Here is an 11,677-nt window from a genome sequence, read left to right as displayed (position 1 = left end):
CGAGCCTACCGGCCCCCGCTGACAACGGACGATCATTATCCGGTAGGACGTTCTCCGGTGAGGACGCGCACGGCCCCCGGCACGCACTCCGCCACCAGCGGCAACGGCCCGACCGCCTCCCCGTCGGCGTACCCGGTGACGCCCGCGCCCGCGTCGGCGGCCAGCTCCACCCGCGCGGCCCGGTAGGTGCTGACCACGGGGTGGCTCAGATGCGTCCCCTGGTAGACGCGCGGGAAGACCCGCAGCAGCGTCGTACGGGAGCAGGCGCCGACCACGGTGACGTCGAGGAGGCCGTCGCCCATGTCGGCGTCGGCGCATATCTTCATGCCGCCGCCGTAGGAGGTGCCGTTGCCGACGGCGACGAGGGTGGCGGCGATCTCGCGCACGGAGCCGTCGTCGAGCGTGAGGCGGAACGGCACCGGTTCGAACGCGGCCAGCTCCGCCACGATCGCCACGTCGTACTTGAAGCGGCCGAGGGGCAGCCGCATCCGGTTGCCCCGGTCGTTGACCCGGGAGTCGAAGCCGGAGGCGAGCACGGTGCCGAACCAGTGGCCGCCGATCCGTCCGAGGTCGACGGCGCGGACCAGCCCGCCCTTGAGGGAGTCGGCGACGAGCGCGCCCGCGGCGGCGGGGGCACGGACGGGCAGGCCGAGGGAGCGCGCGAAGTCGTTGCCGGTGCCGACGGCGACCACGCCCAGCGGGGTGTCCGTACCGGCGACGGCCTGGAGGGCGAGGTTCACGAGACCGTCACCGCCGACGGCGACCAGGGCGCCGGTGCCCTCGGCCACGGCGGCACGCGCGCGGAGCGACGCGTCGTCGGCGTCCTCGCCGGTGACGGTGCGCACGGAGAAGCCGGCCGCCCGCAACGCCGAAGCGGCCGGCTGCGCGGCGCCCGCGCCCCGGCCGCGTCCCGCGGTGGGATTGACGAAGAGGGTGATCTCGCTGGTCACGGCCGGACCCTAACAACCGTCCGGCCGCGCTCAGGGGTTGCCTCAGGTCACATCGTCGTAACCGTTGATCCGGTCGGTGTCGCCCTTGGACTGCTCGGGCAGCGACCTGCTCGCCGAGACGGTCTCGACCTCGCCGATGTCCTCGGGCGTCAGGTCGAGCTCGGAGGCCTCGTCGTCGCCGGGCCCGGCCGCCTCCCGCAGGCGCTTGCGGCGGTCGTTGAGGAGGGAGAAGGCGGTCGCCGCGAAGTACAGGACCCAGATCGGACCGGCCAGGGCGATCATCGTCAGCGGGTCGGTGCTGGGCGTCGCCACCGCGGCGAACACGGTGATGCCCATGATCATGCCGCGCCACCAGCCGAGCATCCGCTTGCCGGTGATCACGCCCGTGAGGTTGAGCATGACCAGGAGCAGCGGCAGCTCGAAGGAGAGGCCGAAGACGATCACCATGCGGGTGATCAGGTCGAGCAGGTCGTCCAGCGGCAACTGGTTGTCGATGTTGGCCGGGGAGAAGTCGAGCAGCACACGCGCCATGGTCGGCAGCGTCTTGTACGCGAAGAAGGCGCCGCCGAGGAAGAGCGGCACGCCGGTCGCCACGAAGCCGGTGGCGTACTTCTTCTCGTGCCTGTGCAGGCCGGGGGCGACGAAGCCCCACAACTGGTAGAGCCAGATCGGCGAGGCGCCGATGACGCCGGCCATCAGCGACACCTTCAGGGCGAGCGTGAAGGGCGTGATCAGGCCGTTGAGCACGATGCGGGCGCACTGCTCGTTGGCGTCCTTGTTCTCGGCGGCCTTGGCCGTCAGCTCCGAGAAGGTCTTGTCGCAGCCTACGGAGTCGAGGACCGGGTTCGTGAAGAACTCGATGATGTCCTTGTAGTAGAAGGCGGCGACGATCGTCACGACGAGGATGGCCAGGACGGCCTTCCCGAGCCGGTTGCGAAGCTCACGCAGGTGCTCCGCGAGCGGCATCCGCCCCTCGGGGTCCTTCTCCTGCTTGCGGGCAGACTTGAGCAACCCACGTCCTCATCTCGTGCGACAGGCCGCCGTCACTGGGGCGGCCTTCGATCAGCTCTTGATCAGCTCTGCGTCGTGTGGTTGGTCGGCTCGGACACGGGGCGCGAGCTGCTCACGTCGCCCGGGGCGGCCTGGATGGTGCGCGGGGCCGGCGGCTGCTCGTCCTTCTTCGGCGGGTCCGAGGGAGCGGCCTCCTTGTTGCCACCCTCACTCTTCATGGCCTTGGCCTCGCTCTTGAGGATGCGGGCCGACTTGCCGAGCGAGCGCGCCATGTCCGGGAGCTTCTTCGCGCCGAACAGGAGGAGGATGACCACGAGCAGGATGATCAACTCGGGGGCGCCGATCTTTCCACCGAACATATGCGTTTACCTTCTCACTGAGGCGGCAGGGGCGGGACTGCCGGTACCGATCGGACTTCGGACTGGTGTCCGACCACCGTGTGCTGGCAGCGATCGTATCCCGTGGGGGTGAACACGGGGCAATCCCCGTGCGTACTCCCGGTGCGGCCCGCGCCTCGCTTTCAGGCCGCCTGAACGAGCGTACCCGCCCTCCCCGCGCGCCGGACAGGCCACGACGGTAAAGCGCTTTCCATCCCGTACCGGGACGGGAGGTCACGCTCAGACGGCCTCGCCACCGGCCTTCGCCACGCTCACCGCGGCCCGCTCCAGCTCCTCGGCCGCGCGGTTGATCTGCCGCGTCGTGTCGGCGACCTGCCGCCCGAGGCGCTGCGCCTCGACGAACACCTTGATCGCGAAGACGGCCAGCACGGCAAGTCCCACGAACCCCAACGCCACGGCCAGCATCGCCCAGAACATGCGCCGAGCCTAGACGGTCTGGTGGAGGCGGAGCGTGCGCACCCCGCCGCCGGTGAGGAGTTCGACGATGCGCTCGCCCGCGGGCTTGCGCACCGAGGTGTCGCACTCGGGGCAGGTGAACGAGTAGAAGGTGGTGCGGCGGCTCGCGCCGATGGCGAGGCGGATGGCGGTCGCGGCCAGTTCGAAGCGGGCCCGGCAGTCCGGGCAGGCGGCCTTGAAGACGACGGGCACCGGGGCGGCGACCGTTGCGGACATAGTGGCGATATCAGTGAAACCGGCCACACCGGTCATTCCGTTGTCCACTTCACACCTTTCATCCGTTCTGCCCCCTGGACCGCCGGGGGTCGAGCCGTCCGGGACCGGGCCCGGCGCCTTCACGCGACCCCGTCGTACGCGGCCTCGTCGTACGCCGCGAGCGCCTGCCGCGCCGCGTCCCGCGCGCTCACCGCGAGTTCGGCGGGGGCCACGATGTGCCCGTCCCGGCCGAGCCGCAGCGCGAGCCGCCGCAGCGAGGACGGGTCCGGGGTGCGCAGCGTGATCCGCAGCCCGCCGTCCGGCAGCTCCTCGGCGCTGTCGTGCGGGTAGTACTCCGCGACCCAGCGCCCGCCGGGTCCGACCTCGACGATCACCTCCGGGTCCTCGGCGGCGGGCTGCACGAGCCCCTCCGACAGGTCCCGCAGCTCGACCTCGGGCGGCGCCGACGCCTCGTCGAGGATCCGGATCTCCGCGACCCGGTCGAGGCGGAACGTGCGCCGCGCCTCCGACCTGCGGCACCACGCCTCCACATACGTATGACCGACGCTGACCAGACGGATCGGGTCGATCTCCCGCTCCGTGACCTCGTCACGCGCGGGCGAGTAGTAGCGGATCCACAGCCTGCGCCGCTCCGAGATCGCGCGGTCCACGTCGGCGAAGACACCGCCCTCCGACTCGAACGTGACGTTCAGCCGGGCGCTGGCGCTCGCCACCTCGCCCGCCGCCGCCTCCAGCTTCGCGGTCGCGCGCAGCAGGGCGAGCCGGTCGCTCTCGCGCAGCCCCGGCAGGGTGGCCACCGCGCGGGCCGCCACGAGCAGCGCGGTCGCCTCGTCGGCGGAGATCCGCAGCGGCTCGGCCACGTCGTCCGCGTTGTGCCACCAGATGCGGTCGCCGTCGGTGTCGATGTCGAGGAGGTCGCCGCCGCGGAAGCTCGTCCCGCACAACGGCAGCACGTCCAGGTCGGAGATCAGTTCGTCCTCGGTGATGCCGAAGGCCCGCGCGACGTCCTCCACGCGAGCGCCCGGGCGCTCCCGCAGATACGTCACCAGGGACAGCATCCGCCGGGTCTGGTCGATGGCGTTGGAAGCCATACCTCTACGTTCTCCCCCTCAGCCCTTGGCCACGGCGCGCAGCCGGTCCACCACGTCGGCCCGCAGCTCGGCCGGTTCCAGGACGACCACGTCGGGCCCGAACTCCACGAGCCAGGCGTCGAGCCCGTGCCCGTACGGGATCTCCAACTCGTCCCAGCCGTCCCCCAGTTCCCGCACCGAGGTGGCCTTGGCCCGCAGCGGGTAGCCGGCGCCCGCGCGCAGCCTGATCAGCGCCGAGCGCGTGGCGCTCTCCCCCGCCCAGCCCGCCACGGTCTCCCGTACGGTCACCACGTCCGGCACCTCGGTCTTGAACCGGCCCGCGCGGGAGCGGACCTTGCCCGTGATCCGGGAGAGCCGGAAGACCCGCTCGGCCTGGCGCTCGCGGTCCCAGCCCGCCAGGTACCAGTGGCCGCGCCAGCACTCCAGCGCCCACGGCTCCACATGGCGCTGCTCCGGCCGCGCGGCGCTGGCCTTGCGGTAGTCGAAGACGACGGGGCGCCGGTCGCGGCAGGCCAGCATCAGCGGCTCGAACGACGCCTCGTGCGCCGGGATCCGCGGTTCGAGCGCGCCATGGCTTTCGTACGGGTCCACGTCCTCGGGCATTCCGGCAGCGCGCAGTTTCTGCAGGGCGCCGCTGGCGGCACCGGCGAGGCGGGCCTGCTGCCACACCTTCGCGGCGAGGCCGAGCGCGGCGGCCTCCTCGCCGTCGAGCGTGACGGGCGGCAGCCGGTTGCTGTCGCGGCGGGCGAGGTAGCCGACCTCGCCGTCCAGGTTCTCCACGGTGTCGATGATCAGGCCGAGCTCGCGCAGGTCGTCCTTGTCGCGCTCGAACATGCGGTTGAAGGAGTCGTCGCTGCCCGCCTCCAGGTAGGCCTCGACGGAGCCCCGCAGCTCGCGCTTGCTGAGCGGCCGCCGCGTCCCGAGCAGACACAGCGCCAGATTCATCAGCCGCTCGGCCTTGGCAATGGCCATCGACGCCCTTTCCTCATATGACTCCCGACGGACGACCGTACCGCCCCCGGGTGTACCGGCAAAAGCCAGGGGATACGGCAGGGCCCATGCCGGACGGCATGGGCCCTGTGCGCGACCGCGCGCGGTCGGTGTCCGATCGCCTCGGACGGGTGTCCGCCCGACTCAGACGGAGACGAGGTCGCAGACGAAGATCAGCGTCTCGCCGGGGGCGATGCGGCCGCCACCGGCGCCGCGGTCGCCGTACGCGAGGTGCGCGGGGATGGTCAGCCGGCGGCGGCCGCCGACCTTCATGCCCTGCACGCCCTGGTCCCAGCCCTTGATGACCTGGCCCGCACCGAGCTGGAACTCCAGCGGGGTGCCACGGTTCCAGGAGGCGTCGAACTCCTCGCCGGTGGAGAAGGCCACACCCACGTAGTGGACCTTGACGAAGTCACCGGCCTTGGCCTCGGCGCCGTCACCCTCCCAGAGGTCCACGATCTCCAGGTCCTTCGGCGCCGGACCCTCGGGGAAGTCGATCTCGGGCTTGTCGATGCTCACGTGTAGTGCTCCTGCTTGTTGGCGATTGGGCAACCGGAACAGTCTGCCACTTCCGCGGACGTGATCAGTGCGCGGCGAGGATGTCGACCACGAAGACCAGCGTCGAGTTCGCGGGCAGCGTCTTGCCCTTGTTCTGGTCGCCGTACGCCTGGTCGGCCGGGATCACGAGGAGGACCCGGTCGCCGACGTGCTTGCCGACGATGCCGGTGTCCCAGCCCTTGATGACCTGGCCCTTGCCGATCTGCGTCTGGAACGGCTGGCCCGTGTTGAAGGACGAGTCGAACAGCTCGGCCTTCTCCTTGCCCTGGTTCAGCTTCCAGGCGGCACCGCTGTAGTGCATGGAGACCGTCTGGCCGCTCTTGACCTCGGCGCCCTTGCCCTGGATGAGGACCTTGTCGACGAGCTTGGCCGGCGGGTCGTTCTTCGGCACCGTGATCTTCGCGGGCGCCTGGGCGTCCGCCTTGATCTGCGGCAGGTCCGAGGGGATCGCCGCCTGCTTCTGGCCCGAGTCCCGGACGATCTTGCCGATGTCCAGCGCGAAGACGAGCGTGTCCGTGCCCGTGATGCCGTACTGCTGGGCGCCCTGGCTGCCGTAACCGGCGGCGGGCGGCGCCACGACCAGGACCCGGCTGCCCTCCTTCGCCCCGACGACGGCCTGCGAGAACGCCGGGAGCTGGCTCGCGGAGCCCGCCGTCACGATCTGCCCGTTGCTCTGCTGCCCGTACGTCGTGCCGAGGTCCTTGGCGCCCTTCCAGATCTTGCCGGTGAAGTTCATCGACACCATGTCGTCCTTCTTCACCTCCGCGCCCGTGCCCTCGGACAGCGTGTGCACGACGAACTTGCCGCTCGGCTCGCCCTTCGGCAGCGAGATCGTCGCCTTGCTGCCGTACGCGCCCTTCACCGTCGGCATCGGCTCCGCCGTGTCGACCGCCTTCGGCACCTCCGCCTTCGGCGACGCCGACGCGGAGGAGTCGGCCTTGTCCGCCTTGTCCTTGCCGTCGTCACTGCCGCAGGCCGTCGCGGTCAGCGCCAGTGCCGGCACGATCAGTAGAGCTGCAAGTCGGCGTCGCACAGGATTCCTCAGGTCGCTCGAATACGGTTCGGCCACTCTAGGCCCTCCCGCCCCGTTTGCCAGGTGACGACAAGCACGCCGGGGGCCCCGTACGAATGATTCGTACGAGGCCCCCGGCAGGATGGGTCCGAACCGGTACCCGAACGGGTGGGAAACCGGTCCTACATCCCGGCGATCAGCTTCTCCACCCGGTCGTCCACGCTGCGGAACGGGTCCTTGCACAGCACCGTGCGCTGCGCCTGGTCGTTCAGCTTCAGATGGACCCAGTCGACCGTGAAGTCACGGCGCTGCTCCTGCGCCCTGCGGATGAAGTCACCGCGCAGCCGCGCGCGCGTGGTCTGCGGCGGCACGGACTTGCCCTCGAAGATCTTCAGATCGTTGCAGATCCGGGCGGCCTGGCCCTTCTTCTCCAGGAGGTAGTAGAGCCCGCGGCGACGGTGGATGTCGTGGTAGGCGAGGTCTATCTGCGCCACCCGCGGGTGCGACATGGTCATGTTGTGCTTGGCCCGGTAGCGCTCGATGAGCTTGTACTTCATGACCCAGTCGATCTCGGTGCCGATGCGGTCGAGGTCCTCCGACTCGATCGCGTCGAGCGCGCGGCCCCACAGTTCGAGCACCTGGTCGACGGTGCCGGTGCGGATGCCCCGGCGCTCCACGAAGTCGACCGCCTTCTCGTAGTACTCGCGCTGCACCTCCAGGGCGGAGGCCTCGCGGCCGCTGGCCAGGCGCACCTTGCGCCGGCCCGTAATGTCGTGGCTGACCTCGCGGATCGCCCGGATCGGGTTCTCCAGGGTCAGGTCGCGCATCACCGTGCCCGCCTCGATCATGCGCAGCACCAGGTCGGTGGCGCCGACCTTGAGCAGCATGGTCGTCTCGGACATGTTCGAGTCGCCCACGATGACGTGCAGGCGGCGGTAGCGCTCGGCGTCCGCGTGCGGCTCGTCCCGGGTGTTGATGATCGGCCTCGAGCGCGTCGTCGCGGAGCTGACGCCCTCCCAGATGTGCTCGGCCCGCTGGCTCACGCAGTACACGGCGCCGCGCGGCGTCTGCAGCACCTTGCCCGCGCCGCACAGCAACTGACGCGTCACCAGGAAGGGAATGAGGATGTCCGCGAGCCGCGAGAACTCCCCGTGCCGCGCCACCAGATAATTCTCGTGGCAGCCGTAGGAGTTTCCCGCCGAGTCGGTGTTGTTCTTGAACAGGTATACGTCGCCTGCGATTCCCTCCTCGTGCAGGCGGCGTTCGGCGTCGACGAGCAGGCCTTCCAGAATGCGCTCGCCGGCTTTGTCGTGGGTGACCAACTCGGTCACGTTGTCGCATTCCGGCGTTGCGTATTCCGGATGCGAACCCACGTCCAGATAGAGGCGGGCACCGTTCCGCAGAAAGACATTGCTGCTGCGGCCCCATGACACGACACGGCGGAAGAGGTACCGCGCCACCTCGTCAGGCGACAGACGGCGCTGTCCCCTGAACGTGCATGTGACGCCGTACTCGTTCTCCAGCCCGAAAATGCGGCGGTCCATGTCTGAACATTACGCCCGATCCCCCGAGCTGAAACGGGGTTCGACAGCACGGTTTGGATCATTTTCCGAACCGAGCGCGACACGCCCGGACGTGCGCGGGTCCCCGAGAACCCGTCCGGTGGCCAGCAGCACGAGCAGAGCGAGCGCCCCGGCGGCCGCCGGCACGGCCAGTCCCCACCGGGTGCCGCCCCACTCGACGACCGGTCCCGCGACCGCCGTGCCGACGCTCGCCCCCACCGTGAACGTCGTCACGAGCCAGGAGAACGCCTCCGTCACCGTCCCGCGCGGCGCGTGCCGGTCCACGACGATGAAGGCGCACGCGATCGACGGCGCCAGGAACACCCCGGCGACCGCCGTCAGCGCCACCATCGCCACCGGGCCCGGCATCAGCGCCAACGGCACGTAGAACAGCGCCAGAAGGGCCACCAGCCACCGCAGCCGCGCCTCCGGGGCGCCGCTCCACTGCCGCGCGCCGTAGACCGCGCCGCCCACCAGGGCGCCGAGCCCGAGCGCCGCCATCATCCAGCCGTAGACCGTGGTGTCTCCGGCACCGCCGTGCTCGTCCCCGTACGAGACCCCCGCCACGGTGATCGAGCCGAGCGCGAGCCCGATGAACAGGAAGGCGGCGAGCAGCACGAGCAGGCCCGGCGAGCGCAGCGCGCCCAGCCAGTGCGCCTCACGCGGGGCGGACCGCCACGCGCGCGAGGGCTTCGACACGACGACGGAGAGGGCGCCGAGGACGCCGACGACGTTGAGGACGATCAGCGCGGCCTGCGCGGACCACAGCGACACGCAGACCGTCACCAGCAACGGCCCGACCGTGAACATCACTTCCTGCGCGATGGCGTCCATCGCGTAGGCGGTGTGCACCTGCTCCTCGCGCGGCAGCACGCTCGGCCACAGCGCCCGCAGACCGCCCTCAAGAGGTGGCGTGAACAGGCCGGCGAGGGCCACGGCGGTGTACGCCAGGGCGGGTACGTCGGTGCCGACGCACGCGAACAGCGTCATCGCGAGCCCCGACAGGACGGCGGCCGGCAACTGCACCGTCGGCTGCCCGCGCAGATCGACGAGGCGCCCGAGCACCGGCTGCCCCACTGCGTTCGCCACGCCGTACACGGCGGCGAGCGCTCCGGCCAGCGCGTACGTGCCGCCCTCGGCGCGGATGAACAGCACGATGGCGATGGACGCCGTGGCGTTCGGCAGCCTGCCGACGAGCGTGCCGATGAGCAGCCGCATCGCGTGCCGCGCCCGGAGGATCTCCGCATATCCGGCGGCCATGGCCCGCCCTTCCGTCAAGTTGTACGTATAACGTCGTGGGGTTATACGTATCACGTGTCGGGGTTATACGTACCACCCGCGTCAGCGCCACAGCCACCCGATAACGTTCCAGCACCCCGGACGGCAGCGGACCGACCGGGACGACGCACCCACGGAGGCAACAGTGACCAGCGGTACGGACGGGGCGGCGGCCACCCGCCCCACCAGCCGGGACGTGGCCCGCGCCGCGGGCGTCTCGCAAGCCGCCGTCTCCCTCGTCCTCGGCGACAAATGGCGGGGCCGCGTCGCTCCCGCCACCGCCGAACGCGTCCGCGAGGCAGCACGCGAGCTCGGCTACCGCCCGAACCTCGCCGCCCGCAACCTCCGCATGGGCCGCACCCGCACCGCCCTCCTCGTCGTCCCCGCCCTCACCAACGAGTTCTTCGCCGGCGTCTACACCGGCGCCGCCCGCCTCGCCGCCGAACACGGCTTCGGCCTGGTCCTCTACCCCTCCCCCGACGGCATCGGCCCCGCCCGCGACCCCTTCCCCTCCGCCCGCACCGCCCTCGACGGCATCCTCGCCTCCTCGATGGCCGCCGACGCCGTCACCGCGCTGCGCGGTGACGACCTGCCCCTTGTCATGCTCGACAGCGACCCCTCGGGCAGCCCCGGCGCCACCACCGTCAACCTCGACCTCGCCGACGGCGTCCGGCAGCTCACCGACCACCTCCTCGCCCTCGGCCACCGCCGCTTCCTGCACCTCGCCTCCGCCGTACCCTCCTGGACCTTCGACGTACGCGCCCGCGCACTCGCCGCACGCACCGCCCAGGCACCCGGCACCAGCGTCCGCACCGTCCGCTCCGCCCTCACCGTCGAGGACGCCATGGCCGCCACCGAACGCGCCCTGCACACCAGCGGCGCCGCCCTGCCCACCGCCCTCGTCTGCGACGACGACAAACTCGCCACCGGCGCCTACAAAGCCGCCCGCCGCATGGGCCTGCGCATCCCCGAACACTTCTCCGTCACCGGCTTCGACGACCTCTCCCTCGCCACCGCCGTCGACCCCGAACTCACCACCGTGCGCCTCCCCGCCGAACAGTTCGGCGAACGCGGCATGGCAGCCCTCCTCGCCGTCCTGGAAGGACGCACACCCGACACGACCCCGCTCCCGGTCGAACTGGTCGTACGCGGCTCGACGGCACCGCCGCCCCGCACCGAGGCGTAAGGGTGTGCCGGTGACACACGTGTGCCCCGGCCGGTGTCGAGAACCGGCCGGGGCACACCTACGTATGACGCACTACGTATGACGAACCAAGAAGCGGCGGACTGAAAGCGCGGACTACTCCCCGGTGGAGTCGCCGCTGTCGCCGTTGTCGTCGGAGACATCGTCGGACACCGCGTCCGACGCCGCCTTCGACGTCTCCGCAGCGCCCTCCGCCGTCAGCAGCCGCGACAACTGCCGCCCCACGATCCGCTTGAACTTGCGCTGCTGCGGCCGCGTACGGTCGAGCACCGCCACCTCGAGACGCTCAGCGGGAATCTCCCGCTCGCTCCCGTTCGTGTCCCGCGACAACGCCTGCACGGCCAGCTTCAACGCCTCCGACAGCGACATGCCGTCCCTATGACGCTGGTCCAGATAGCCGCTGATCTGCTCCGCGTTACCACCGACCGCGACCGAGCCGTGCTCGTCCACGATCGACCCGTCGTGCGGCAACCGGTAGATCTGGTCCCCCTCGGAGGTCTCACCGACCTCCGCGACGACCAACTCCACCTCGTACGGCTTCTCCGCCGCACTGGAGAAGATCGTGCCCAGCGTCTGCGCGTACACGTTCGCCAGACCACGGGCCGTCACATCGTCACGGTCGTACGTATAACCCCGCAGATCCGCGTAACGGACGCCACCGATCCGCAAGTTCTCGTACTCGTTGTACTTGCCGGCGGCCGCGAAACCGATCCGGTCATAGATCTCGCTGAACTTGTGCAGGGCACGGGACGGGTTCTCGCCGACGAACACGATGCCGTCGGCGTACTGCAGCACAACCAGGCTGCGACCGCGGGCGATGCCCTTGCGCGCGTACTCCGCGCGGTCGGCCATCGCCTGCTGGGGTGAGACATAGAACGGCGTCGACACCGGCTATCCGTCCCTTTCTGTCAGTAACGCGTCAGTGGGGCGTCAGGGGGAAGAGAGAAGCGA

The 11,677-nt window shown here is 70.6% G+C and carries 13 protein-coding genes; 1 reads left to right on the top strand and 12 read right to left on the bottom strand.

Translation table 11 applies throughout. The features are described 5' to 3' along the window. Positions 1–35 precede the first annotated feature (35 nt). The 11 genes from ABZ877_RS22950 to ABZ877_RS22900 all read right to left on the bottom strand — a co-directional run bounded on the left by ABZ877_RS22950 (position 36) and on the right by ABZ877_RS22900 (position 9,504). Entirely contained in the window at positions 36–950 is a 915-nt protein-coding gene (locus ABZ877_RS22950; RefSeq protein ID WP_361074142.1) for a diacylglycerol kinase, read from the bottom strand. Positions 951–992: 42 nt separating this feature from the next. Beyond that, positions 993–1,961: a twin-arginine translocase subunit TatC gene (gene tatC / locus ABZ877_RS22945; protein WP_361074140.1), complete on the bottom strand. Its 969-nt coding sequence runs from the start codon at positions 1,959–1,961 to the stop codon at positions 993–995. Between the two features lie 62 nt (positions 1,962–2,023). Continuing rightward, positions 2,024–2,320 carry a Sec-independent protein translocase subunit TatA gene (gene tatA / locus ABZ877_RS22940; protein WP_361074138.1) on the bottom strand — a complete coding sequence of 99 codons (297 nt, stop codon included), beginning with the start codon at positions 2,318–2,320 and terminating at the stop codon, positions 2,024–2,026. A gap of 258 nt (positions 2,321–2,578) precedes the next feature. Beyond that, positions 2,579–2,776, bottom strand: coding sequence for a hypothetical protein (locus ABZ877_RS22935; protein ID WP_361074136.1), 198 nt, complete (start codon positions 2,774–2,776; stop codon positions 2,579–2,581). Between the two features lie 9 nt (positions 2,777–2,785). Next, a complete protein-coding gene (locus ABZ877_RS22930; RefSeq protein WP_361074133.1) occupies positions 2,786–3,031 on the bottom strand; it encodes a hypothetical protein in 246 nt (81 codons plus the stop codon). Positions 3,032–3,150: 119 nt separating this feature from the next. Then, complete coding sequence (locus ABZ877_RS22925) at positions 3,151–4,122, bottom strand: WYL domain-containing protein (protein WP_361074131.1); 972 nt, start codon at positions 4,120–4,122, stop codon at positions 3,151–3,153. An 18-nt stretch (positions 4,123–4,140) separates the two neighbouring features. Next, positions 4,141–5,094: a WYL domain-containing protein gene (locus ABZ877_RS22920; protein ID WP_361074129.1), complete on the bottom strand. Its 954-nt coding sequence runs from the start codon at positions 5,092–5,094 to the stop codon at positions 4,141–4,143. Between the two features lie 162 nt (positions 5,095–5,256). Beyond that, positions 5,257–5,631, bottom strand: coding sequence for an FKBP-type peptidyl-prolyl cis-trans isomerase (locus ABZ877_RS22915; protein WP_361074127.1), 375 nt, complete (start codon positions 5,629–5,631; stop codon positions 5,257–5,259). 64 nt (positions 5,632–5,695) lie between these two features. Then, positions 5,696–6,703 carry an FKBP-type peptidyl-prolyl cis-trans isomerase gene (locus ABZ877_RS22910; RefSeq protein WP_361074125.1) on the bottom strand — a complete coding sequence of 336 codons (1,008 nt, stop codon included), beginning with the start codon at positions 6,701–6,703 and terminating at the stop codon, positions 5,696–5,698. 161 nt (positions 6,704–6,864) lie between these two features. Beyond that, on the bottom strand, positions 6,865–8,226 hold the full coding sequence (pafA, locus tag ABZ877_RS22905; RefSeq protein ID WP_361074123.1) for a Pup--protein ligase: 1,362 nt from the start codon (positions 8,224–8,226) through the stop codon (positions 6,865–6,867). Between the two features lie 9 nt (positions 8,227–8,235). Then, complete coding sequence (locus ABZ877_RS22900) at positions 8,236–9,504, bottom strand: MFS transporter (protein ID WP_361074121.1); 1,269 nt, start codon at positions 9,502–9,504, stop codon at positions 8,236–8,238. Between the two features lie 163 nt (positions 9,505–9,667). Between ABZ877_RS22900 and ABZ877_RS22895 the strand changes: the two genes are divergently transcribed. Next, positions 9,668–10,708, top strand: a complete 1,041-nt coding sequence (locus ABZ877_RS22895; RefSeq protein ID WP_361074119.1) for a LacI family DNA-binding transcriptional regulator — start codon at positions 9,668–9,670, stop codon at positions 10,706–10,708. 114 nt (positions 10,709–10,822) lie between these two features. Here ABZ877_RS22895 and prcA read toward each other — a convergent pair whose 3' ends face one another. Continuing rightward, positions 10,823–11,614: a proteasome subunit alpha gene (gene prcA, locus ABZ877_RS22890; protein WP_361074117.1), complete on the bottom strand. Its 792-nt coding sequence runs from the start codon at positions 11,612–11,614 to the stop codon at positions 10,823–10,825. Positions 11,615–11,677: the final 63 nt, after the last annotated feature.

The organism is Streptomyces sp. NPDC046939 (assembly GCF_040644575.1).
In the GTDB taxonomy this organism is placed as follows: domain Bacteria; phylum Actinomycetota; class Actinomycetes; order Streptomycetales; family Streptomycetaceae; genus Streptomyces.
This window is presented reverse-complemented; position numbering and strand designations above follow the sequence as displayed.

Coding starts and splice junctions, on each gene's coding strand:
- tatA (WP_361074138.1), bottom strand. CDS start 2,320: ATGTTCGGTGGAAAGATCGGCGCCCCCGAGTTGATCATCCTGCTCGTG.
- ABZ877_RS22935 (WP_361074136.1), bottom strand. CDS start 2,776: ATGTTCTGGGCGATGCTGGCCGTGGCGTTGGGGTTCGTGGGACTTGCC.
- ABZ877_RS22930 (WP_361074133.1), bottom strand. CDS start 3,031: ATGTCCGCAACGGTCGCCGCCCCGGTGCCCGTCGTCTTCAAGGCCGCC.
- ABZ877_RS22925 (WP_361074131.1), bottom strand. CDS start 4,122: ATGGCTTCCAACGCCATCGACCAGACCCGGCGGATGCTGTCCCTGGTG.
- ABZ877_RS22920 (WP_361074129.1), bottom strand. CDS start 5,094: ATGGCCATTGCCAAGGCCGAGCGGCTGATGAATCTGGCGCTGTGTCTG.
- pafA (WP_361074123.1), bottom strand. CDS start 8,226: ATGGACCGCCGCATTTTCGGGCTGGAGAACGAGTACGGCGTCACATGC.
- ABZ877_RS22900 (WP_361074121.1), bottom strand. CDS start 9,504: ATGGCCGCCGGATATGCGGAGATCCTCCGGGCGCGGCACGCGATGCGG.